A 23,019-nucleotide genomic window follows, 5' to 3' on the forward strand; every position below is an offset into this window, starting at 1 on the left:
TTGGTGAGCGACATAACCTATGTTCAATCTGATGAAGGAGTTCACTACCTATCATTGGTTACGGATGCGTTTAGCCGAAAAATAATGGGCTATGAGCTGAGTAATGAAATGAAAGCGACGGATGTCGTGAAAGCGCTAGATATGGCTATCAAAGGGCGTCGATATCATCGTTCTTGTATTCATCATTCAGATCGTGGTCTGCAGTATTGCTCAGGTGTATATCAAGATAAATTGAAAACTAGCGGCATAATGCCTTCGATGACAGATGGTTATGACTGCTACCAAAATGCCTTAGCAGAAAGAATAAATGGGATCCTGAAACAAGAGTTCTTACTTGATAGGTGTAAGAATCTTGAGGAGCTTAAACGACTAGTAAAAGAGTCTATCAATATCTATAACAATATGAGGCCCCATCTCAGTCTCATGATGAAAACTCCAAATGAGGTGCATGAAAAAAGCCAACAGCTGGCGCTGTTGGCTTAGTAAAAAACTGTCAACGTATTTTAGGACGAGACAGATTATTGGTCTATCTTAGCTTGCTATTGAAACATCTGCTGGTGGCAAGTCACGCTGCTTAATCACGTATCGCAAGCGAATTAACATCAGCGTCGCTGAAACGCTCAAGCCCGTTAGAATACCTATCCAAAAGCCTTCTTCACCCATTGCAGGAACAATGTGGTCTGTTAAGCCCAACACCATACCCAGTGGTAATGCTAAGCCCCAGTATGAAGCGATGGCTAAGATCATTGGGATCTTGGTATCTTTATAACCACGTAATGCACCGTTAGCAGACGTTTGTAATGCATCGCTGAACTGGTACATCGCAGTAAAGGTCAACAATACTGCTGCTGTCGCGCTTATTGCAGGGTCGGTGGTGTAAAGTCTAATGATCCACTCTGGGAACAGCAGGAACATCGCAACTGAAAGTAATGAAATCAACGCGGCAACCAAAATACCGACTTTGCTGCGTTCAATTGCGCCTAGTTCGTCTTTCTCGCCTAGTGCATGTCCAACACGAATCGTAATGCCAAATGAGATACTCATAGGAATCACGTAAGTTAGGCTCGATATATTCAGAGCAATTTGCGCCGCTGCCACGTTCTCTGCACCAATACGACCAATCATCAGAGCGATTACCGCAAAGATACTGCCACATACCGCGATGTTCATCCCGATAGGTAAACCTAATCTTAGAAGGTGAAGCATTTCTTTAGCTTTTGGTTTTGCATCTGAAAAGTTGATGATGGTTTTGTAGTGGTGGTGACCTTTAATGTAGGAATACAGCATTCCCGACATTAACCAATACACCAAACTTGTTGCCCAACCACAACCTACAGCGCCCATTTCAGGGAAGCCGAACTTACCGTAGATAAGTACGTAGTTGACCGGAATATTCACCAACAACCCAACCACCGAAATGATCATTGGTACTTTGGTGTTGTTCATACCCTCACAGAAGCCGTTCAAGGTGTAGAACAGGGCAATACCCGGCACACCAAAGGCTAGGGCAAACGCATAGTCACTGCCGATAGGAATAATCTCAGCGGCAACGCCAATCCATTCTAAGATCGGCTTGGCACTTACGAGGTAAGCGATGAGCAGTACGCTAGCAATTAATGCAAGCCATACCATCTGGAAGAACTCGACAGAGATACTTTGGAAGTCGCGAGCGCCACGGTGATAAGCAACGACTGGCGTTAACGCCATAATCACACCACGCAGTAACAGCAACACAGGAATCCAAAGGCTGGTGCCAAGTGCAATAGCGGCGAGATCGGCAGGACTTACTTGGCCAGCCATTGTCGTATCGACAAATCCCATCGCTTGGGTAGCTATTTGAGTCAAAATGATTGGAATCGAAAGATGCATAAGCGCACCCGATTCACGAGTAAAAGGACGAAATTTCGTTAGCATGGAAGTTCACAACACCAATATAAATACACGAATGATGGCAGGATGGCCGGTGTGTATTTTAGGATGTGCCCGTTGGGCGGGCGACAATATAAACACCTTACCGTATAGGGTCAAGCTTTGGGTTAAGTTAGTCGGATTGTTAAAATATAGAATTAAATTCTATGAATGCTATACAAAGTTCAATCATATTAATCAATGATTGATAACGCTTTGAACTGGATTAAACGTTTATTTTTTAAATGAATATTTATAAATTTGACATCATTCAATGTTATGTAATTACAAGTAGATGTACAATTAGTGGCATATGGTTTTAAGAAGAAGTCTTTACCTTCAAGTACACAGATTCTGTGGCTATTCATTACAATTAGATTAAGGGTAAAAATGAAAAACAAAAAGGCGCTTGTCGGCACTCTGTTAAGTGTTCTAGTTTCTGGCAATGCTGTTGCTGGTGTTTACACCGATGAACTTACGAAATGTTTGGTGAGCTCAACAACTAAAGAAGATAGGGTTGAGCTTGTAAAGTGGATGTTTTTAGCTGTGTCTGCTCATCCTGCTGTAGACAAAGTTTCTGCAGCGACTCCCAGTCAAATGGATGAGTCAAACAAAAATGTCGCTAAGTTATCTATGCGCCTGACAACTGAAGCTTGCTTGGAGCAAACGAAAGACGCAATCGCCTATGAAGGAGATGTTGCGTTGGAAAAAAGTTTTCAAATCTTGGGTGAAGTGGCAGGTAAAGAGATGTTCTCACATCCTGAAGTAATAAAAAGCATGGCGGGACTAGATAAGCATTTAGATAGCCAAAGAGTAATGGCTCTTTTGAAGTTGTAATAACTTAAAGAGGATATCACCAATAAAAGTATTCTAAATGAGGTGTGGGTAACTATTATAAGCCCTCCTATGCGCGCGCGGAGAAGAGTTAATTTATCACCCGGGCAACAAACAGTTAGAAGCTATAATCTTCAAGCTTTTTGGAAGTGAAACATTTATCTATCTACTGCCACAAAGCCAGCAGAAACACAAAAAGACCAATTCCAATCGTGACTTTTAGAAGCAAGCCAAGAGGGGCTCCACCTTTTGGCGCTTTGTTACAACATCCCATCATCGTTTCCTCATTCATCATTGGATTCATTTCACCTTAAACCTTTCCCTTACGGTAAGGTCAATGCATTTGTAGACCTTGAATTTCAGACAACAAAAAGGCGAACCGTTTGGTTCGCCTTTTGTTGTGTTTCGCTGCTTAGCGCCGCTACGAATTAGTCTTCGTAGTTATCGATGCTTGGGCAAGAACAGATTAGGTTACGGTCGCCGTATACGTTGTCTACACGGTTAACTGTTGGCCAGTACTTCGAGTTCTTGGTTGCTTTCGATGGGAAGCAAGCCAGTTCGCGAGAGTAAGGGCGATCCCATTCTGCGCCAGCTAGGTCAACTTGTGTGTGCGGTGCGTTCACTAGAGGGTTGTTGTCTAGTGGCCATTCACCCGCTTTCACTGCTGCCATTTCGTGACGGATTGCGATCATCGCTTCACAGAAACGGTCTAGCTCTTCTAAATCTTCAGATTCAGTTGGCTCTACCATTAGTGTGCCAGCTACTGGGAAAGACATCGTCGGAGCGTGGAAACCGAAGTCCATTAGACGCTTAGCAATATCTTCTTCGCTGATGCCTGTGTCTTCTTTAAGCGGACGAATATCGATAATACATTCGTGCGCTACGCGGCCGTTAGTGCCACGGTAAAGAACAGGGTAGTGAGGACGTAGTTTTTCCATCACGTAGTTCGCGTTCAGAATCGCTACTTTCGTTGCGTCTGTTAGGCCAGGTTCGCCCATCATTGCGATGTAAGCCCAAGAGATAGGTAGGATAGAAGCACTACCTAGATCTGCAGCTGATACCGCGTAGTCAGAACCTTGTACACCATTTTCGATGTGACCTGGTAGGAAAGGTGCTAGGTGAGATTTAACACCGATAGGACCCATACCCGGTCCACCACCACCGTGTGGGATACAGAATGTTTTGTGTAGGTTCAAGTGAGATACGTCTGAACCGATGAAGCCAGGTGAAGTTAGGCCTACTTGAGCATTCATGTTCGCGCCGTCTAGGTAAACCTGACCGCCCGCTGCGTGCACTTGTTCACACACTTCTTTCACTTGCTCTTCGTATACGCCGTGCGTAGAAGGGTAAGTGATCATGATGCTTGATAGGTTTTCTTTGTGCTTCTCGATTTTCGATGCCAGGTCTGTCATGTCGATGTTGCCATCTTCATCACACTTAACAACTACTACCTTCATTGAAACCATTGATGCTGTTGCAGGGTTAGTACCGTGCGCAGAGCTTGGAATCAGACAAACGTTACGGTGAGCGTCACCGCGGCTTGCGTGGTAGCGTTGAATCGCGATTAGACCTGCGTATTCGCCAGATGCACCAGAGTTAGGTTGTAGTGAGAAATCGTCGTAACCAGTGATTTCACATAGCTTCTCTTTAAGATCTTTCGCTAACGCTGTGTAACCCGCTGCTTGATCAAGAGGTGCGAATGGGTGAATAGAACCAAACTCAGGCCATGTTACTGGAATCATCTCAGCAGCAGCGTTCAGCTTCATCGTACAGCTGCCCAGTGGGATCATGCCGTGCGTTAGTGAGAAGTCTTTGTTCTCAAGCTGTTTTAGGTAACGCATCATTTGCGTTTCGCTGTGGTGCGTATTGAATACTGGGTGAGTTAGGAACTCTGATTCACGACGGCAGTTTTCTGGAATTGCTGCAAACTCGTTTGAAGCAATGTCAGAAGATAGTGCTTGAACGTCTTCTTTCACGTCGAAGATTGCAAACAGTGAATTCACGTCGTCGATCGTTGTTGTTTCATCTAAGCTGATACCGATCTTACCCTTAAGAAGGCGAAGGTTGATGTCTGCTGCTTGCGCTTTCGCGTACAGTGCATCTGTCTTCTCTTCAGAGTTGATCGTGATGGTATCGAAGAAGCTGTTGTTCGTTAGCTCGTAACCCGCTTTAGTCAGGCCAGCTGCTAGGATAGCTGTCATATGATGTGTACGACGAGCAATAGTACGTAGGCCTTCTGCACCGTGGTAAACCGCGTAGAAAGACGCCATGTTTGCTAGAAGTGCTTGAGCTGTACAGATGTTCGATGTCGCTTTCTCGCGGCGGATGTGTTGCTCACGAGTTTGCATTGCCATACGTAGCGCTTGGTTACCGTGAGTATCGATAGAAACACCGATAACACGACCTGGCATTGTACGCTTATGCTTTTCACGAGTACCCATGAATGCAGCGTGTGGACCGCCGTAACCCATAGGAACACCGAAACGTTGCGCTGAACCGATAACTACGTCTGCGCCCATTTCGCCAGCCGGCTTAAGTAGAGCAGAAGCAAGTAGGTCAGTAGCAACTGTAACCAGTGTTTTGTTAGCTTGAGCTTTCGCAATGATGTCTGTTAGGTCACGAACTTCACCCGTTGTACTAGGGTATTGAAGAAGCGCACCAAATACGTCTTGCTCTGGAAGTGTTTCAAGAGCACCAACCATTACTTCAAAACCGATGTACTCAGCACGAGTTTTAACAACTTCTAGTGTTTGAGGGTGAACATCGTCAGCAACGAAGAATACTGTGCTCTTGCTTTTACCAGCACGCTTACACAGTGTCATCGCTTCGCCAGCCGCTGTCGCTTCATCAAGAAGGGATGCGTTCGCGATTTCCATACCGGTTAGGTCCATTACCATTTGTTGGTAATTTAGTAGAGATTCAAGACGACCTTGAGAAATCTCTGGTTGGTATGGTGTGTATGCTGTGTACCAGCCTGGGTTCTCTAAAACGTTACGTAGAATAACGTTTGGAGTGAATGTGTTGTAGTAGCCTTGGCCAATGAAAGTACGTTTCACTTGGTTTAGGTTAGCGATCTCTTTAAGAGAGGTCAGCATGTCCATTTCGCTCAGTGGCGCAGCAAGTGTCATTGGTTTTTCAAGACGGATTTGTGCAGGAACCGTTTCGTCGATCAGTGCGTCTAAGCTAGTCGCGTTGATCGCATCAAGCATTTTCTGCTGGTCTGCTTTATTAGGGCCGTTATGACGAGCAACAAACTCGTTTTGAGTACCCAAGTCTTTTAGTAATTGGCTTTGAAGTAATTCAGTCATGATATGTTCTACTTTCTCTTTGGAGCCGTGAGCTAGCCCCTAAAATTAAGCTGCTCTAAAGAGCAGCTTTATCGTAATGAGGAACCTATTAGTCTTCTTCGATAGAGCTTAGGTATTCTTCCGCATCCTTAAGGTTGTCTAGTTCAGACGCATCAGACATCTTCACTTTAACAATCCAACCACCTTCATAAGATTCTTCGTTAATTAACTCAGGGCTATCTTCTAATTCTTCGTTGATTTCTACGATTTCGCCAGAGATTGGTGCGTAGATATCAGAAGCTGCTTTCACTGATTCAACTAGAGAGAAGCTTTCGCCGGCTTCGATTTCGTCTCCAGTGTCAGGCAGGTCAACAAACACAACGTCACCTAGCATCTCTTGAGCGTGCTCAGAAATACCGATAGTTACAGTACCGTCACCGTTGTCTTTTACCCACTCGTGGCTGTCTGCAAACTTTAGTGTATTGTCCATTGCTTATTCTCCAAAAATTTATGAGGTTTAATTTAAATCTTAAAAACGGTTTAACGATAAAGAGGGAAGCGTTTGCAAAGCTCTTTAACTTGCTTGCGAACACGTTGCTCAACTTCAGCGTTGCCTTCAGGGCTTTCAACTAAGCCATCAAGTACATCGCCGATCCATTCACCGATAAGTTTGAATTCTTCAGTGCCAAAACCACGACTGGTTCCAGCTGGCGTACCTAAACGAATACCCGAAGTAATCATAGGCTTCTCTGTGTCGAATGGTATGCCATTTTTGTTACATGTGATCCCTGCACGTTCTAATGCTTCTTCAGTTACGTTACCTTTCAAGCCCTTAGGGCGAAGGTCAACCAGCATTAGGTGCGTGTCTGTTCCGCCAGTCACAATGTCACAACCGCGAGTTTGCAACACTTCAGCAAGAACTTTTGCGTTGTCGATCACTGAATCAATATAAGTACTAAATTCTGGGCCAAGTGCTTCGCCAAATGCTACTGCTTTAGCCGCGATAACGTGCATTAGTGGGCCGCCTTGTAGGCCAGGGAACACTGCAGAATTGATCTTTTTGTTGATGTCTTCGTGGTTAGTCAGAATCATACCGCCGCGTGGGCCACGAAGTGTCTTGTGCGTTGTTGTCGTAACAACGTGAGCGTGTGGTAGTGGGCTAGGGTGAGCACCTGTCGCAATAAGACCCGCGATGTGTGCCATATCGACCATTAGGATTGCGCCAACTTCGTCAGCGATTTCACGGAACTTAGCGAAATCGATAACGCGTGGGATAGCACTACCACCAGCAATAATCATTTTAGGTTGGCTTTCGATAGCTAAAGCGCGAACTGCTTCGTAATCGATTTCAAGAGTGTCGCGGTCTACGCCGTATTGAACTGCGTTGAACCATTTACCAGACATTGCAGGACGTGCACCGTGTGTAAGGTGACCACCAGCGTCAAGAGACATACCTAGGATAGTGTCGCCAGGTTGAAGTAGGGCAAGTTTAACTGCGCCGTTTGCTTGAGCGCCAGAGTGAGGCTGTACGTTTACGTATTCACATTTGAACAGCTGCTTAGCGCGTTCGATTGCGATAGCTTCTACTGTATCTACGTGCTCACAACCACCGTAGTAACGACGACCTGGGTAGCCCTCAGCGTATTTGTTGGTTAGGCAAGTGCCTTGAGCTTGCATTACTGCTTTAGAAACGATGTTCTCAGAAGCAATAAGTTCGATTTGTTCGTTTTGACGAGTGTTCTCTGCTTGGATTCCAGCAAATACTGCGTCGTCAGTCGCAGATAGGTTCGTAGAGAAAAAACTGTCTAAGCTATGGTTTTGGTAAGCGTTCATTGTCGAGACCTTTCATTAAGCTAATGGTGATTGTTTTTATAGTCCATTAGGTCTTACGTTGATTTCTGCATCGGTATCGTTTGTGCTATATAGGTATAGATAAACGTGAATTGCGTTATAAATATACTCTTACAGCGTCTAAGCGATCGTTGTAGGGTCAATGCAGCACGAATTGTTTCCCAAAAAGTTCGGGTAAAAAACAGCTCTTACAAATGTTAAATCTATCATTTGCTGCAAGCTGAAGTAGCATCTCTTCATCTAACAAGTCGATAACATAGCTCTGATAAAATCAATTTTCAACAAAAATTTCCAATAGGAAACAACTTTTCTCGTTTTGCTACAGGGAGCACGCTTTATTTCTGTGTGTGCTCTTTAATCAACAAAGCGCTTCATGCAACAATGAAATGAATAGACAGGAAGTAAGAAAATAATGAGGGACCTATGTCAGAAGACATTTATGATGAGTACCCATCTTTAACGTTGGCGAAGGAAACGTTAGACCAGAATATAGAACCACTCAGGCTAGGCCAGCGTATTAAAGATATCCGCGGCAAGCTTGGGATTACGTTAGAAGAAGCAAGCCAAAGAACTGGCTTGGCGCGTTCTACGCTCAGCAAAATCGAGAATGAACAGATCTCACCAACGTTTCAAGCAATGCAAAAATTGGCGATGGGTTTGCAAATTGATATGCCGCAACTCTTTGAACCGCCAAGGAAAAAAGTCGCAACAGGACGTCGCGACTTAACCAAGGCAGGCCAGGGCAAACCACACCCAACACCAACTTACGAACATGAGTTGCTTGCGACAGAGCTTTCTAATAAGAAGATGATGCCGTTCAAAAGCCGCGTAAGAGCGCGTACTTTTGAAGAATATAATGATTGGGTTCGTCACGATGGTGAAGAGTTCTTAATGATCATCTCCGGTGATGTGATGTTCTACTCAGAATTCTACGAACCCGTACCAATGAGCGAAGGCGACAGCATGTATTACGATGCCAATATGGGCCACATGTTGATTTCTACTAGTGCAGAAGATGCGCTGATTTTGTGGGTGACTGCAAAATAAGTTAACAAACTTAGAATTTCTTATAGTGAATGCAAACGTTTGCTTTTGTTTCTAACGTTTGTCAAATGACGCGATATTGATGTGAAAATCATCAATATCGCGTTTTTGTATGTATCGAATAATTGTTTTTAAATTGTTAAATGTCACATTTTGAGCTGTTTTAATCTTGTTAAGGGTGTAAAACTCACTCAGGCTTGTTTATTATAGTGAACACGGTTTACTCATGTTGATTGAAGTTTACTGAAGTGAATTCTTAGAAAGTGAGTTGTATAGGGTTTGTACAGCTATTCATATTTATAACGCTAACAATATAAGCCTATATAAAAGACATCACTTTTTACTATCTACTGTTTCTAACGTTAACCCGTATCGTTAGAGGCGACTCTAAATAGAGATATAAGCGGCAGACTCGATTTTGGACAGCCTGCAACGCTTCATGGAGAATAAAATGACTCAAGAACACGCTAATCAAGACCTACTAAAAACACCACTGCATGCACTTCACGTTGAAGAGGGTGCGAAAATGGTTCCTTTCGCTGGCTACGATATGCCAGTTCAGTACCCACTAGGTGTAAAGAAAGAGCACTTACACACTCGTGACGCTGCCGGTCTTTTTGATGTTTCTCACATGGGGCAACTTCGTCTACATGGTGCAAATGCAGCTGCTGTCTTAGAATCTTTGGTTCCTGTAGATATTATTGACCTTCCTTCTGGTAAGCAGCGTTACGCGTTCTTTACTAACGAGCAGGGCGGCATCATGGATGACCTGATGGTTGCGAACCTTGGCGATCACCTATTTGTTGTTGTGAACGCAGCTTGTAAGACACAAGATATCGACCACCTAACGGCTCACCTTCCTGCAGACGTAGAAATGGAAGTGATTGATGACCGCGCTCTACTAGCACTTCAAGGCCCTAAAGCGTCTGAAGTACTGGCTCGTTTCCAACCTAGCGTTGCAGACATGCTGTTCATGGATGTTCAAAAAGTGGATATCGATGGTGTGGAATGTATCGTAAGCCGCAGTGGTTACACAGGCGAAGATGGTTACGAAATCTCTGTACCGAATGATCATGCTGAAGCACTAGCACGTAAGCTAACTTCAGAAGCTGAAGTAGAGTGGATTGGCCTTGGTGCACGTGACTCACTTCGTCTTGAGTGTGGTTTGTGTCTCTACGGTCACGACCTAGATACAACAACAACGCCAGTAGAAGCTAGCCTTCTATGGGGTATTCAAAAAGTGCGTCGTACTGACGGGGAGCGTGCTGGCGGTTTCCCTGGCGCTGATATCATCCTTGAGCAAATCGCGACTAAAGACGTTCAACGCAAGCGTGTTGGTCTTGTTGGTCAAACTAAAGCACCAGTACGTGAAGGTGCTGAATTGTTTGACGCTGAAGGTAACAAGGTTGGCGTAGTAACAAGCGGCACGGCGGGCCCTAACGCAGGCAAGCCTGTATCAATGGCTTACGTACGCACTGATCTAGCGACTATTGGCACTGAAGTATTCGCTGAAGTTCGTGGTAAAAAACTACCAATGACAGTAGAAAAAATGCCATTCGTACCTCAACGTTACTACCGTGGCTAATCTCGTTTAAGAGAAACCGCAATACATAACAAAAGCCTATTGTTTGATTCCCTGTATAGAGAAGTCCGACGGTGGGCTTTTTTGTTTTTGAAAGCGTATGTTTTTGGAGGCGTATTAGGTTTAAGGGCTACCATTAATAACGGTTGCTTAGAATGCGTCTATAAAATGAGAGATGTGGCCATATCGTTACAAATACTTACTATACTGTTGGTTGTGACGTGTTATGGTGGCGATTCATCATTTTTGTAAATAAGTAGTAGGGGTTACAAGGAGTTATCTATGAATGTTAACCATACAATGAGTCCAGTTCGTAAAGCCGTTTTAGTGCTATTAGCACCGTTGATTTATACATCTAGTGCATTGGCGACGGAAAACTCGGTCGAAACTTCTCCTGACGCGAACGTAACACCTTATATTGTGAATGGTAGTGATGCTTCAGTGACGGAATTCCCTTCAATGGTGAGTTTGTTCATTGATCGTATTGATTATGATGGTGTTTACTCAACAGGCCCTTATTGCGGCGCAACCATTTTAGACCCGACCCACATTCTAACCGCAGCGCACTGTATTTACGGTAACGAAGAAGGTCAATTGTTTACTACTGTTGTCCCTCAACTTGAAGATTCGTCTCAATTTCCTAACGGTAACATTCAAAAAGCACGTGTATCCGAAGTTTACTATCGCAGTGATTATTCAAATGCGTTGAGCGACCTATTACGCAATGACGTTGCTATACTTAAGTTAGAAAGCGCACTGAATGTCGACTCAATCAATGATGTTGTTAAGCGTCCTTCAAACGATGATTATCGAATTGGTGTTAATGACTTCGTTGCTGTTGGCCATGGTGATACACGTTCAGGTTTTGACAGCACGACCTTATTGCAAAAAGCATCTCTTAATTACGTAGACAATGCGACTTGTGCAACTGCTTTTATTGATGGCTCGACATTAACTGATAATCAAATTTGTTTTAATGGTGACTATAGCGTATTCACCGGTCTTTATAATGGTACTTGTCAAGGTGACTCTGGTGGTCCAGTCTATTGGAAAGATGGCACTGAGTATAGACAGGTTGGTATCACTAGCTTTGGGCCAGACACTTGTGGTGGTAGTGCTACTGTGACATCGGTATTCACTGAAATCCATGATTATGAAGCTTGGATAGACAGTGTGATTGCAGGAACTGAAACCGCTAAGTTTGTTTCTACTGATGCTAAGCGAACAGCTTATGTGAATGCACGTACATCGACTGGCTCTGGTAGCAGTGGCGGTAGTATTTCATTTGGTTTGCTAGGTATGCTGATGTTGTTCGCGGGTCTTAGAAAAGCCGTGTTACGTTAGAACTTCAATGTTTTGAACAAGTCGACGCTGTATCTAACGATAGCGTCGACTTTTTTATGTCTGCAGGTTTAGCTGTTTAGTCATTTACCCACTTAGTTGCTTAGTTCTACAACTGCTTTACGGCTGTACCTTTCTAGAATCTCATCCATCTCTTTTATTGCATCGTTGATGCTTTTAATACCGCCTTGCGCGACATCTTTTTCATTTTGGTTCAACGCAGAAAAAGCCTGTCTTAATTCCTTGTCTTCCAACATGTTCCCGTGCAACAACACTTCTTTGTAAGTGAGTAGCCTATGCTGTACCCCGATAATTTGATTGCGGGTATTGTCTGATTCTAATGCGTGCTTGATGCAAGGAAACGCCAATGTATAGCGATTCGCAATTTCCAATTTGACGCCTTCATTATTCGCAATTTGCAATTTTTCTTATTTCCCAACACTTGAATATTCAAGTTTAGTAGCCTGTACGCTCACGACCGATCTAAGTGTTAAAGTTTATGAAACGTAACGTTTTTTAATAATCGAATAATATGCCTTTAATGGCGTATGTAAACCGTTGCGAGTCAATATGGTCTGCTTCTTGCTGAAATTAGGTCATAACTGTCTATTGAGGATAAGCTTATGTCACAAGAACCCATAATCATGGCGCTGATTGATCGCAGGAAGCTCGCCAATTTGTCCCAGGAAAAATTAGCCTCAAGTGCGGGAATGAGTTTAAAAACCTATCAACGGATCGAGCGTGGTGAAGCTGATATCAAAATGTCTCAGTATCGTTCGCTCACGAGGACGTTGAAAGTTACCGATTTGGATGTGGTACTGGATGTTGTTGGCGCATCACAAGCGACAGCGGAAGACGTAGCGGCGGTCAGTCGTTTACTAACCAGCGAAGAGCGCATGTTGTTAATCAAGCTGATTTTGTCGGTCAAAAAGAAGCAGTAAACTTACTTTCAAATAAACAGCGTAATGGATCTATTCGTTAGTCAAATTGACAGGTCTTTCTACAGTAATGTGGTTACTGAGGGCATGAAGCCATCAGCTCACTCTTCCGCGTAGCTGTTTGGTGGTACTTCTTTGCTTCTTACTTTCTAAACGTCTTTTCTGAGAGCCACGCGTTGGCTTTGTTGCTTTTCTTACTTTTTGAACCTTTGTCGCTTCCAAGATCAATTCTTTCAAACGCACTAAAGCATCATCTCGGTTTTGTTCTTGAGTTCTATATTGTTGCGCCTTAATGATAATCACCCCGTCTTTGGTGATGCGACTATCTTTGTGTGCCAAAAGCTTTTCTTTATAGAAGTCGGGCAGGGTGGAGTGTGTGATATCAAAACGTAAATGTATCGCGCTCGATACTTTATTGACGTTCTGACCGCCGGCTCCTTGTGCTCTGATCGCTGTTAACTGGAGTTCCCAGTCTTGAATCGAAACAGAGTTAGATATTTGTAACATAAACATCCATTTTGAACGGTAATATGGGGTCATGATACTGAATATTGGTTATGGTATCAGTAACTTTCTTAAAGAGTGGTAGTAGTGATGAAAATAGATTTAGCGGCGTATGAAGGATTGATCTTTGATATGGACGGTACGCTGATCGATACAATGCCTGCACATGTAAAGGCGTGGCAGCAAACGGCTGAAGAGTTCGGCTTTCATTTTGAAGCGTCTTGGCTGCATAGCTTAGGTGGCATGCCGAGCTACAAAATAGCCGGTGAGGTGAACAGTAAATACGGTTTGTCTCTCGACCCACAAGCTGTGTCCACGTTTAAAATGGCATCGTTTGCGGCTATTGAAGACAAAGGAGACGTTATCCCTTGTACTCACTCTCTGCTGTTAGAGCATCTGGGTAATAAGAAGATTGCAGTAGGAACGGGCAGTCAACGTAAAAGTGCCGAACAGTTACTGGATAAGACAGACATCTTGAGTAAGCTCGATATCCTAGTGACAGCAACAGACGTTAAGAATCACAAGCCCAATCCGGATACCTTCTTAGATGCGTGTTTTGGTATGGGTTTGCAGCCAAAGCAGTGTGTTGTTTTTGAAGATACGAACCTAGGTAAGCAGGCTGCTCATGCTGCGAACATGGATTGTATTCTTGTCGTTGAGGGGAGCAAGTTAGAATTTTATCCGGCTCCAAGCTGATCGTTTGCCGGGCAAGTGAATGCAATTGTCATTTGCTAGGCTATTTCGCTCATCTCTTTATCTAGGAATAAGCACACATTGTTTCTCCCTGCTGCTTTAGCTTCGTATAGGGCTAAATCGGCGCACTTGTAATTAAGTGCTGGATCATTTGTTACGTTAGTAATCCCACCGCTCACGGTGACTACGTTGTCGAGTTCGATACTGACAGCGATTCTGAGCCTATTAAGAACGTATTCAGCTTCTTCTGTTGTAGTGTGAGGCAGAATAACGCCAAATTCTTCACCACCAATACGAGCGACAAAATCTGTTTCACGGCATTCTCGCTGGAGTACTTGAGCAACCGTTTGAATGACGCGATCACCATAATCGTGACCAAATCTGTCGTTGATGCGTTTGAAGTGGTCTATATCTAAGATCGCTAAGCAAGACTGTTCACGAGTAGGATAACGATTCACACGAGAGCACTCATCTCGCAGCTCAAGATCGAACTTACGGCGGTTCCAACACCCAGCTAAGGCATCTTTTTCGCTCAGGTTTCTCAGTTTGTTTTCTAGCTCTTTGTGTTTACTGATATCCACAAATGAAGCGACATAAAACTGAATCACATCTTTCGAATCTTTGATGGTTTGGATTCGCAGTATTTCCGTGATTAAAGACCCGTCTTTACGTCGGTTAACGACTTCGCCTTCCCACATGCCTTTCTCTTTGATGATACTCCACATCTTGATGTAGAACTCTTCATTGTAGCGGCCAGAGGCAAACATCGATGGTTGACGACCTTTTACGTCTTCTAACTCGTAGCCACTCACGCGGGTGAACTCTTGGTTTACTTTGATGATGCGGTTGTTTCTGTCGGTAATCACCAAGGCAGACATGCCATTCATTGCTGCTTTAGCCAGTTGGCTCTCGATACTGTTCTTCTTGTGATTGCTGTTCCACAATACGAAGCCAGCAGAGATCATTGAAATCAAGAAAGATAATGTGATGATCTGAACGACAATCGCTTGTTTTTCTTGTCGGTATTGACTGCTGAACTGCTGATTTTCAATATGAAGAACCATGTAGATTGGGCCTTCGAACTGTTTTATGTTGGGGCTGATATCAGAGTGGAAATACCAGTTCTTACCATCAAAATAGCTAGAAGATTTCTTGTCTTGAATCGCAGTCCAAAGCTCCGGGTATAACTTTGCGTAAGTTCGCTCTGAACGTGACTCAATCACATGTCCGAAAGATTCCTTTGGGTCTGGCCCCATAATGATGTGTCCGGTTTTGTTGAGAATAATCGGAACAGCAGACGATGCACCAATCTGATAGTGAAGGCGCTTATAGATCTCGAGCATGTTTAGGTTTGCGATGAAGTAACCAATGATGCGATTGTTTTCAGCGACAGGCGTCATAATGCGAAGCGCTGGTATTAAAGGACGAACGATCTCTCCGTTTTCAACTTCTAGGTCAATGCCGCGAGAACTAACTTCACCAATCTTTAATCGTTGCAGTTCCTCATAGTAATCACGTGAAGACTTGTTCTGCAGTTCGTTATCTGGGACCACGATTGCTTGACCGTCTTTGTAGTTAACGCGGAACACTTCGTTGCCGGCTAGATCGAGATAACGAAGCTGAGAATAGTATTTTTGGCCACGAGCTAACATTACCCAAAGATCTTGTAGCGTTTCTTTGTGGATGAGTGAAGGTTCTTGAACGGCACGAAGTAACGTTTGAGAGTCTGCAATAGAAGGAACAGAGTTAGATATTTGCTCAACAATAACGGCGAGTTCGTGAAAACTGTATTCGATTTGGTTCTGGCTGGATTGTTTGATATTTAGCGTGTGCTGAGCATCGACCCTGTCAAATTCAGAGTTAATATAGAGGGCAGGGACTAATCCTAGGGCAAATATGGTGCATAGAAATTGCCCGACTAGTTTTTTTATACTTGTATTCATCACTGTCCTCAAAGAATCAGCGCAATACTATATATTTTATAAGGTTTTTAATGTGATCTTGCCCCAGAACTTAAGACAATATGCGCATATAACTACGTTTTTATTGCAACTTCTTGCACTTAAGCTTGATTGTTGAGCAATTACTTCGTTAGGAAATGATTGCTCAATATAGAACACCGGTCTGAAAATTGAGCCAGATTAATCGCGATTATTTGTCGTTTATCTAACTAAGGGTATTTAGCTTAGGCCGACGATATTTCCATTACTGTCAATATCTAACGACATGAACGCTGGTTTGTCAGGTAAGCCTGGCATGGTCATCACATTGCCACACAACGCGTAAATAAAGCCAGCACCAGCACACAATTTTAGCTCTCTAACGGGTACGTCAAATTGAGTGGGAGCACCTTTTATATGTGCTTCTGTCGAGACCGATAGTGGTGTTTTTGCCAAACAAACTGATAGGTTGCTATAGCCATGCAGTTTGAATTCAGCTAGTTGTTTTTTAGCCAGTGGAGATAGTGAAATACTTGCCGCGCCATAACCGACTTCAGCGACAGCCATTAGCTTTTCTTCTAGGGTTTGCTCAGAGTGGTACAAAGGCTCAAATTCAGACTCCTTTTGGCAAGCTTTTACCACTGCGCGAGCCAGTTGAGTCGTCCCTTCGCCACCTTGACCAAATGCTTCGCTCACTTCAACGCTAACGCTTGGGTCGAAGTCGGTGATCATCTGTTTCAAAGCATCGAGCTCTTGAGCTGAGTCTTGTGGGAATTGGTTAATCGCAACAACTGTTGGCACTTGGTATTGCTTAACGTTGGTTATGTGCCATTTTAGGTTCTCAAACCCTGCAACAAGCGCGTCTTGGTCATCATTAAAGATTGAATCTGGTAGTGGGGTGCCCGGTCTTAAATCGTACAAACCTGAGTTCGCTTTTAATCCGCGTAGTGTCGCAACAACAACGGCACAGTCAGGCTTCTTGTTGGATGCCTTAACCTTGATGTTACATGCTTTCTCGAAACCCATGTCTGAGCCGAAACCGCCTTCAGTTACCACAAAGTCACTCAGTTTAAGAGCAATCTTATCAGCAATAATAGATGAGTTACCGTGTGCGATGTTAGCGAAAGGCCCCGCGTGTATTAGAGTAGGAACGCCTTCAAGGGTTTGCATCAATGTTGGTTCAATAGAGTCCTTCATCGTTACTGTCATAGCGCCCGCGACGTTGAAGTCTTCTGCGGTTAATGGCGAACCTTGATTGTTGTATGCGAGTACCACACGGCCGATACGCTTGCGTAGGTCTTGTAGATCATCGGCAAGAGCGAGAATAGCCATCAGCTCTGAAGCGGCTGAGATATCAAAACCATCTTCCCGTTCAAGGCCATTAATTGTTTTGTCTGCTTCGTTTTTGCCTACTGTGATCATGCGTAATGCACGGTCATTATGGTCCAGTACACGTCGCCAAACTATTCTACTAGGATCAATGTTGAGCGCTTTTAAGCCTGAACGTGCTTCAAAGGCTTCTAACCCTTCACGGTGTTCATGATACAAGCGTGCATCAATGGCTGCAGAGGCGAGGTTATGAGCGGCTGTCACGGCATGAATATCGCCCGTGAGGTGAAGGTTTAATTGTTCCATAGGGGCGACTTGAGAGTAACCACCGCCCGCTGCGCCGCCTTTTACACCATATACTGGGCCCATTGAAGGCTGGCGAATGCAGGCCATCGCAGATTGGTTAATCTTAGCCAGGCCTTGTGCTAATCCAATAGTAGTGACGGTTTTGCCTTCGCCAAGAGGCGTTGGTGTGATAGCGGTCACCACGACCAATTTACCATCTTGTTGGTTGGCGAGGCGTTCAAGTGATGTCAGAGACACTTTAGATTTGTATTGCCCTAATGGCTGATGTTCGTTGTGTTGCAGGCCAGCTTGTTTGGCAACTTCACTGATGTTTTTAAGGGGAGTAGAGCGACAAATATCAATATCAGATAGCATATTTGATCCTTATATCAGAACCGAAAGGTGGTACGTAAACGTTTGCGTGGCGATAGTACTGTATAAATTTACCAAGTAAAGGCAAACCACACGAATTATGTGCTGGAAGATAACAGATCTAAAGAGTCATTGCGCGAGATCAAATCTTAAACGAGCAAAATATTCGATCTGACTACCTTCAGCTGTAGTTATATTGGTGCTGAATACAAAAAGGGCTGCATATAGCAGCCCTTCAGGAATGGATAATCTAGCTGGTCATCAACCTTAATGAGTTAACAACCTGGCATGGTTGATTAACGATCCCAGTATGTTTCTTCTAAGCTATCTTCGCGTTCAGGTAGCGCACGAGAAAGGCGAGGAGAGTGCTGAGTCAACACCTCATAGCTTACACGGTTTGCGTACTTACAAATTTGAGATAGTGAAGAGTAAGTTAGACAAGCGTGCTCATGTTTTTCTGAGTTTGGTACATTCACGTGGTGGTAGCTGTTTGCTGCCATGTCGTGAAGTAGTGCTGAAAGTGCGCCATCACCAGCACCGTTGGTGTTCTTAATCTCAAGTGGGCCGCCTAAGTAAGGGCCAATGTGAGAGTACACTTTTACTGGGTCTTTACAGTCTTGCTTACGCATCGCACGGCTGAATTCGTATTTGTTAAATTCAGGAATGTTACCCGGCAGTAACGGAAGCGTTGTTTCGCGTTTCGCTGGTTCGTCAGTGTAGCCTGCCATGTATAAGCCGACAGGGCCTGCAGTGCAGAGAACTAGGTCAACCCACTCAAGAGCTTTGTTCGCAGCCAATAGCGGATCTTTTTCACCCGTTAATGCTTCACCTTCATCTTCGTTCATCGCGACGATGGTTACGTTCTCTTTCAGGTATTCTTGCCACCATTCAGCGTTACCTTCGATCACGTACTTCGTGCCAAGTGTCAGTACAACTGGCACATTGTACGCTTTCGCGTATTCAATCGCTTTTTGTACCGCTTTTGGCATCGGATCTTCAGGCTTACCGCGCATTAAGTATGAAGACACAACTAATGCAGACGCTTTTTCAAAAATCTGTTCAGGAATACTTTCAGGAAGCAGCTGGTTCATGTGTCCTTCGTTGATCGCAAACGTACGTTCGCCATCTTCGGTAATGAGCGTGTAACAACGACCAATGGGACCATCAACGGTTTGTAAGTGGTTTAAGTTCATACGAGAAGAAGTGCGGCAAAGGTAGCGGTAACCAAATGAGCCAACTTCAATCTTCTTAGACATTACGCCAAGTAGGACAGATTTGCTGTCTGCAAGAACAGAATAGTTGTGCAGTGTGTTGCCGATAGTATCGCCAGGGTATTGATGCGTGATCAAACCGCGCTCAACTAACTCTTCATACAGCGCATCTGCTTTACTTTCTTCCAATACTAGTGAATGGCCTTTACTCAGCTCGTATTTTTCTAGGAACTCGTTGTCAACACGGGCTTCGATATCAACAATCGTTTGACCTATACCGACAACTGTTGCGCGGTGTAGCTTAGGTGTTTGTTGAATTTGGTTGACCAACGGATCACGGGCGTGAGTTGGAAAGTAGTGCTTAGATTTACGCTGTCCAGGAAATTTCATATGACAAATACAGTGAAAAAATTTTGCCGCATGATATCACATTTTGTTTCTGTTTCTTTCATTTTTATTACATTTTGAATCACCTGCACAATGTCTGTACAGGTGATTCAGCTTACTTTTGCTTCAGACCATTCGTGTGAGACTATTCGGCTGGAACGAGTGTTGCTGGATCGACGTAAGCCTTTGTACCCCATAGCGGAACGGTTGAAAGGCTATGTTTGAAGCTGCCTTCTGTTTCTTTGGTTGTGTAAGATAAGTAAAGCAGCGATTGATTCTCAGCATCGTAGATACGACGAACCTTCATCGTTTTGAAGAAGATACTTTTCGACTGCTTGAATACCACTTCACCTGATTTACTTTTGTCTATTTTAGCAATCATTTCTGGAGTGATTTCGCCTGTTTGACGACAAGAGATAGAACTATCGCTTGGATCGGAAAGACTCAGGTTTGCTTCGATTGATGCAATGTGACAAGTCACTCCTTCGATCTTATCATCATCTAAAGATGACATTTTGATATCCTTCATTGTGAAGAATCCCAAAGATACGTCGCCAACCTCGTTGTCCGAACAGCCTGCCAACATTGTGATGATACCTGCTGCTATTAAGGCTTTTTTCATAAGAAGTCCTTTTTATTTATATAGTTCTGTTTACTATAAGGATATTGAAAGCTTGAATACGAGTGTAGAGCTTTTCACCGAGTTCTTAAAGGATGTTATGAGAGAATGAAAAATATGAAGCATTTAAAGTACTTGTTGGCGTTAGTCATGCTCTGTATCCTTTCTGCATGTAGCTCGGCTCCTACGCCGACCATATGTCTCCCAAATAACTGTGATATTTGGGGTTACTAATCTTAGGTACTAAAAGAATGAATAACGAAATACCTGAAAGCGCACATAAGAAAAACCAATGGCTGTTTAGTCAACTCGACATTGCTTATCCCGCAAAGGAGAGCTTGCTAGGTCGAGAACTTTATAAAAGCAGACTCCCATCCAAGAATTACCAACTCCTCGCTCAAGATCAAATTCCTTCCCAAATTGATGAACTGCATAAAGTCGATTTCCATAAACTGACGGTACTTTTTTCACTTAACCAAGCCAGTGTTTATCACGATGAAACTGAAAGGGCACATATGCTTGAGTTCTTGAGTCAGATTATGTTGTCTGATGAGCATGTTTTATACATTGGAACTCAAAATGGTGATGTTGTGGCGAGTGCTATTGTCACAGAAGTAGAAGAGTCTCTGTTGATCTCCGACGTGATTATTGAAAACGGTCAAGATATCAACGGCTTTGCTAAGCAGTTACATGATTTTTGGGCACAAGATCATGCTTCTCACGATAAAGTGTGGGTCGAGAACTAAAGATTCTTTGAGAAAGCGTTAATCTAAGTACAATACCCCATCTTTTATAAAGGGTTTTGTATGTACAAGCTATTGATATCAATCGCTGTATTGTGTATTAGCGCTTATTCTTCACTCAGTTTTGCTAACGACTGGGATATCAAACGTATCCTAGTTTTACACTCATACGAACCTTCTTACCAATGGACCGCTGATTTCCAAAAAGGGATCGACAGCGCGTTCAGCCAATCTAGAACCGAAGTTAAACTCTCGATCGAGTATTTGGATTCAAAGCGTATCCATAGCTCTGACTACTACGGTTCTCTCTCGAACTATTTGCAAATCAAATATGCAGGTTATGAATTTGACGGCGTGATTGCGATTGACGATAACGCAGCAAATTTCCTTGAATCGTTAGGTGCTTTAATTGACCGTTCTACTCCTGTAGTGGCGGTGGGAATCAATGACACCAGTACCGATATGTATGCAGTATCTGACAGAGCAACTGTGCTTTACGAGAACGATCAGATAGACGTTAATATTAAGCTGCTCTCCAAATTAAGGCCTAATCTAAAGAACCTCTATTTTGTAAATGATTACAGTGTCACGTCTGAATTGATTCATAATGAAATGAACAGAATGATGGCTGAATTTCCAAATATCAACCTCATAGAAATTCGCGATTTGTCGCTGGAGCATACAAGCCAGTTTTTGGAAGGAATCTCTGCAGACGATGCGGTATTGCTCAGTCATTACAACACTGAGTTGAAACAAGGGGTTTACCACACTTACCAAGAGATTGCGGATACCTTGTCAAAAGCGAGTGCTGCACCAGTGTTCGCGTTGTGGCAGTTTTATATTTCGGGCGATGTTCTCGGTGGTTATGTGAATCACTCACAAAGTATGGGTGAGGAGGCAGTTGATGCGCTAGACAAATACCTTCCTCTCGGTTTTGCAGAACCGTTAACTCCCGGAGATAACAAACGTTTTGTATTCAACTACCCTGCAATGAAACGATACGGGATTAGTGCCAACGCATTACCTGATGAAGCGGTATTCATTAACGAACCTTCTTCCTTTATTCGCAAAAACTTCCAGTTGTTAATGGGGCTGTCGATGGTGATTGCGGGTTTGAGCCTGATCATCTTGATGCAATTTGTCACTCTGCGCCAAAAGAAAGAGTTGGCCAATAAGAACAAACGAATCTTAAAGCTTCAGAAACAGACCTTGAATATCCAAAAGGATATGATTCATGTTCTCGGCGAGGCGATTGAAACCCGCTCTGGCGAAACCGGTAATCACGTTAAGCGTGTAGCCAAGTTATCCTCATTGCTCGCTAAGTATCGTGGCTTGAGCCATCGCGAGGTCGAGATGATTGAGATCATCAGCCCGATGCACGATGTGGGTAAGATTTCTGTCCCTGAATCGATCTTGGATAAACCTGGTAAATTAACCGACCAAGAGTGGGAGGTGATGAAGCTTCATACTACGGCTGGCTATAACTTACTGAAGAGCGGAGCGGGTGATATTACCAACCTCGCGGCAATCATTGCTAACGAACATCACGAGCGCTGGGATGGAACAGGATACCCGAATGGCAAAGTGGGAGATGAAATTCACCTGTTTGCTCGCATCACTGCCGTAGCCGACGTTTTTGATGCGCTGCTTAGTGCTCGTTGCTACAAAGAACCGTGGCCGTTAGATATGGTAGTCGATTTTTTCGAGCGAGAGTGTGGCTACCAGTTTGACCCTCAGCTAACGAAATTGCTACTGAAACACTTACCCGAGTTTGTCGCTATCCGAGATTCGTATCCTGATACTGGAACTGTGGAATATGCGATTTCACGTTCGCTTGAAGCTAAGGTTTTTGAAGAGTCGGTTGTTAGCTAAGTCTCGGTCTATCTTAATCGTTTATACGTCTTGGTTTTTTATCTAGTCATCAGGATCCGGCTAGGAAGTGGTGATTTATATTTTCCCCTGAAATTGAGTCGCTTATGTAAACCTCGCAGTATTTGATTTCGTAGGATCTCGGTTAATTTGATGAAACTGTTGCTTATGCTGAGCGATAAAGTGATCAACTCCATATTTCGCGAAGAGAAATAAGCCTGTATCCGTAAACTGTTACCTCAATCATCTCGCGCATTGAAAGAAAACTATAGGATAAAACTT

At 43.7% G+C, this 23,019-nt stretch carries 20 protein-coding genes; 9 read left to right on the plus strand and 11 right to left on the minus strand.

The genetic code is table 11. The features are described 5' to 3' along the window. The coding region (locus tag CWO08_RS11925; RefSeq protein WP_108020505.1) for an IS3 family transposase at window positions 1–483 on the plus strand (483 nt) is incomplete at its 5' end. 48 nt (window positions 484–531) lie between these two features. Here the strand turns inward: CWO08_RS11925 and CWO08_RS11930 are convergent. Further along, window positions 532–1,914, minus strand: coding sequence for an MATE family efflux transporter (locus CWO08_RS11930; RefSeq protein WP_108020506.1), 1,383 nt, complete (start codon window positions 1,912–1,914; stop codon window positions 532–534). A gap of 384 nt (window positions 1,915–2,298) precedes the next feature. On the opposite strand from CWO08_RS11930, the gene CWO08_RS11935 reads away from it, so the two are divergent. Further along, window positions 2,299–2,745, plus strand: a complete 447-nt coding sequence (locus CWO08_RS11935; protein ID WP_076670255.1) for a hypothetical protein — start codon at window positions 2,299–2,301, stop codon at window positions 2,743–2,745. A 163-nt stretch (window positions 2,746–2,908) separates the two neighbouring features. Here the strand turns inward: CWO08_RS11935 and CWO08_RS23985 are convergent, their stop codons facing one another. From CWO08_RS23985 to CWO08_RS11950, 4 genes are all read right to left on the minus strand, one after another. Then, window positions 2,909–3,046, minus strand: a complete 138-nt coding sequence (locus CWO08_RS23985; protein WP_157934941.1) for a hypothetical protein — start codon at window positions 3,044–3,046, stop codon at window positions 2,909–2,911. 124 nt (window positions 3,047–3,170) lie between these two features. After that, window positions 3,171–6,050: an aminomethyl-transferring glycine dehydrogenase gene (gene gcvP, locus CWO08_RS11940; protein WP_108020507.1), complete on the minus strand. Its 2,880-nt coding sequence runs from the start codon at window positions 6,048–6,050 to the stop codon at window positions 3,171–3,173. Window positions 6,051–6,138: 88 nt separating this feature from the next. Continuing rightward, on the minus strand, window positions 6,139–6,519 hold the full coding sequence (gene gcvH, locus CWO08_RS11945; RefSeq protein ID WP_017105929.1) for a glycine cleavage system protein GcvH: 381 nt from the start codon (window positions 6,517–6,519) through the stop codon (window positions 6,139–6,141). A gap of 50 nt (window positions 6,520–6,569) precedes the next feature. Continuing rightward, window positions 6,570–7,862, minus strand: a complete 1,293-nt coding sequence (locus tag CWO08_RS11950; RefSeq protein WP_108020508.1) for a serine hydroxymethyltransferase — start codon at window positions 7,860–7,862, stop codon at window positions 6,570–6,572. Window positions 7,863–8,303: 441 nt separating this feature from the next. Here CWO08_RS11950 and CWO08_RS11955 point away from each other — a divergent pair, with 441 nt between their 5' ends. From CWO08_RS11955 to CWO08_RS11965, 3 genes are all read left to right on the plus strand, one after another. Beyond that, window positions 8,304–8,927: a helix-turn-helix domain-containing protein gene (locus CWO08_RS11955; protein ID WP_017105927.1), complete on the plus strand. Its 624-nt coding sequence runs from the start codon at window positions 8,304–8,306 to the stop codon at window positions 8,925–8,927. 448 nt (window positions 8,928–9,375) lie between these two features. Then, entirely contained in the window at window positions 9,376–10,509 is a 1,134-nt protein-coding gene (gene gcvT, locus CWO08_RS11960) for a glycine cleavage system aminomethyltransferase GcvT (RefSeq protein WP_108020509.1), read from the plus strand. A gap of 279 nt (window positions 10,510–10,788) precedes the next feature. Continuing rightward, window positions 10,789–11,850 (plus strand): trypsin-like serine protease, encoded by a 1,062-nt coding sequence (locus tag CWO08_RS11965; RefSeq protein WP_108020510.1) that lies wholly within the window; start codon window positions 10,789–10,791, stop codon window positions 11,848–11,850. Window positions 11,851–11,942: 92 nt separating this feature from the next. On the opposite strand, the gene CWO08_RS11970 is transcribed toward CWO08_RS11965, so the two are convergent. Continuing rightward, the gene (locus CWO08_RS11970; RefSeq protein ID WP_108020511.1) at window positions 11,943–12,269 is read right to left on the minus strand and encodes a hypothetical protein; all 327 of its coding nucleotides are present in this window, start codon (window positions 12,267–12,269) and stop codon (window positions 11,943–11,945) included. A gap of 201 nt (window positions 12,270–12,470) precedes the next feature. On the opposite strand from CWO08_RS11970, the gene CWO08_RS11975 reads away from it, so the two are divergent. Beyond that, window positions 12,471–12,788 (plus strand): helix-turn-helix transcriptional regulator, encoded by a 318-nt coding sequence (locus CWO08_RS11975; RefSeq protein ID WP_017082294.1) that lies wholly within the window; start codon window positions 12,471–12,473, stop codon window positions 12,786–12,788. A gap of 93 nt (window positions 12,789–12,881) precedes the next feature. Here the strand turns inward: CWO08_RS11975 and arfB are convergent, their stop codons facing one another. After that, a complete protein-coding gene (arfB, locus tag CWO08_RS11980) occupies window positions 12,882–13,292 on the minus strand; it encodes an alternative ribosome rescue aminoacyl-tRNA hydrolase ArfB (protein WP_102478981.1) in 411 nt (136 codons plus the stop codon). A gap of 87 nt (window positions 13,293–13,379) precedes the next feature. On the opposite strand from arfB, the gene CWO08_RS11985 reads away from it, so the two are divergent. Next, complete coding sequence (locus CWO08_RS11985) at window positions 13,380–13,985, plus strand: beta-phosphoglucomutase family hydrolase (protein WP_102530256.1); 606 nt, start codon at window positions 13,380–13,382, stop codon at window positions 13,983–13,985. 35 nt (window positions 13,986–14,020) lie between these two features. Here CWO08_RS11985 and CWO08_RS11990 read toward each other — a convergent pair whose 3' ends face one another. From CWO08_RS11990 to CWO08_RS12005, 4 genes are all read right to left on the minus strand, one after another. After that, window positions 14,021–15,925 carry a diguanylate cyclase gene (locus tag CWO08_RS11990; protein ID WP_048660223.1) on the minus strand — a complete coding sequence of 635 codons (1,905 nt, stop codon included), beginning with the start codon at window positions 15,923–15,925 and terminating at the stop codon, window positions 14,021–14,023. 237 nt (window positions 15,926–16,162) lie between these two features. Continuing rightward, window positions 16,163–17,911 carry a formate--tetrahydrofolate ligase gene (locus tag CWO08_RS11995; protein WP_108020512.1) on the minus strand — a complete coding sequence of 583 codons (1,749 nt, stop codon included), beginning with the start codon at window positions 17,909–17,911 and terminating at the stop codon, window positions 16,163–16,165. A 293-nt stretch (window positions 17,912–18,204) separates the two neighbouring features. Beyond that, window positions 18,205–19,509 carry an inosine/guanosine kinase gene (locus CWO08_RS12000; RefSeq protein WP_004730908.1) on the minus strand — a complete coding sequence of 435 codons (1,305 nt, stop codon included), beginning with the start codon at window positions 19,507–19,509 and terminating at the stop codon, window positions 18,205–18,207. Between the two features lie 142 nt (window positions 19,510–19,651). Then, complete coding sequence (locus tag CWO08_RS12005) at window positions 19,652–20,128, minus strand: CreA family protein (RefSeq protein WP_017079179.1); 477 nt, start codon at window positions 20,126–20,128, stop codon at window positions 19,652–19,654. A 248-nt stretch (window positions 20,129–20,376) separates the two neighbouring features. Between CWO08_RS12005 and CWO08_RS12010 the strand changes: the two genes are divergently transcribed. Both CWO08_RS12010 and CWO08_RS12015 read left to right on the plus strand, forming a co-directional pair. Beyond that, a complete protein-coding gene (locus tag CWO08_RS12010) occupies window positions 20,377–20,871 on the plus strand; it encodes a hypothetical protein (RefSeq protein ID WP_029224227.1) in 495 nt (164 codons plus the stop codon). A 60-nt stretch (window positions 20,872–20,931) separates the two neighbouring features. Beyond that, entirely contained in the window at window positions 20,932–22,740 is a 1,809-nt protein-coding gene (locus CWO08_RS12015; RefSeq protein ID WP_108020513.1) for an HD domain-containing phosphohydrolase, read from the plus strand. The last annotated feature ends 279 nt before the right edge of the window (window positions 22,741–23,019 follow it).

It is taken from the genome of Vibrio sp. 10N.286.48.B8, assembly GCF_003050085.1.
Taxonomy (GTDB): Bacteria; Pseudomonadota; Gammaproteobacteria; order Enterobacterales; family Vibrionaceae; genus Vibrio; species Vibrio crassostreae.

Coding starts and splice junctions, on each gene's coding strand:
- CWO08_RS11930 (WP_108020506.1), bottom strand. CDS start 1,914: ATGCTAACGAAATTTCGTCCTTTTACTCGTGAATCGGGTGCGCTTATG.
- CWO08_RS11935 (WP_076670255.1), top strand. CDS start 2,299: ATGAAAAACAAAAAGGCGCTTGTCGGCACTCTGTTAAGTGTTCTAGTT.
- CWO08_RS23985 (WP_157934941.1), bottom strand. CDS start 3,046: ATGAATCCAATGATGAATGAGGAAACGATGATGGGATGTTGTAACAAA.
- gcvP (WP_108020507.1), bottom strand. CDS start 6,050: ATGACTGAATTACTTCAAAGCCAATTACTAAAAGACTTGGGTACTCAA.
- gcvH (WP_017105929.1), bottom strand. CDS start 6,519: ATGGACAATACACTAAAGTTTGCAGACAGCCACGAGTGGGTAAAAGAC.
- CWO08_RS11950 (WP_108020508.1), bottom strand. CDS start 7,862: ATGAACGCTTACCAAAACCATAGCTTAGACAGTTTTTTCTCTACGAAC.
- CWO08_RS11955 (WP_017105927.1), top strand. CDS start 8,304: ATGTCAGAAGACATTTATGATGAGTACCCATCTTTAACGTTGGCGAAG.
- gcvT (WP_108020509.1), top strand. CDS start 9,376: ATGACTCAAGAACACGCTAATCAAGACCTACTAAAAACACCACTGCAT.
- CWO08_RS11965 (WP_108020510.1), top strand. CDS start 10,789: ATGAATGTTAACCATACAATGAGTCCAGTTCGTAAAGCCGTTTTAGTG.
- CWO08_RS11975 (WP_017082294.1), top strand. CDS start 12,471: ATGTCACAAGAACCCATAATCATGGCGCTGATTGATCGCAGGAAGCTC.
- arfB (WP_102478981.1), bottom strand. CDS start 13,292: ATGTTACAAATATCTAACTCTGTTTCGATTCAAGACTGGGAACTCCAG.
- CWO08_RS11985 (WP_102530256.1), top strand. CDS start 13,380: ATGAAAATAGATTTAGCGGCGTATGAAGGATTGATCTTTGATATGGAC.
- CWO08_RS11990 (WP_048660223.1), bottom strand. CDS start 15,925: ATGAATACAAGTATAAAAAAACTAGTCGGGCAATTTCTATGCACCATA.
- CWO08_RS11995 (WP_108020512.1), bottom strand. CDS start 17,911: ATGCTATCTGATATTGATATTTGTCGCTCTACTCCCCTTAAAAACATC.
- CWO08_RS12000 (WP_004730908.1), bottom strand. CDS start 19,509: ATGAAATTTCCTGGACAGCGTAAATCTAAGCACTACTTTCCAACTCAC.
- CWO08_RS12005 (WP_017079179.1), bottom strand. CDS start 20,128: ATGAAAAAAGCCTTAATAGCAGCAGGTATCATCACAATGTTGGCAGGC.
- CWO08_RS12010 (WP_029224227.1), top strand. CDS start 20,377: ATGAATAACGAAATACCTGAAAGCGCACATAAGAAAAACCAATGGCTG.
- CWO08_RS12015 (WP_108020513.1), top strand. CDS start 20,932: ATGTACAAGCTATTGATATCAATCGCTGTATTGTGTATTAGCGCTTAT.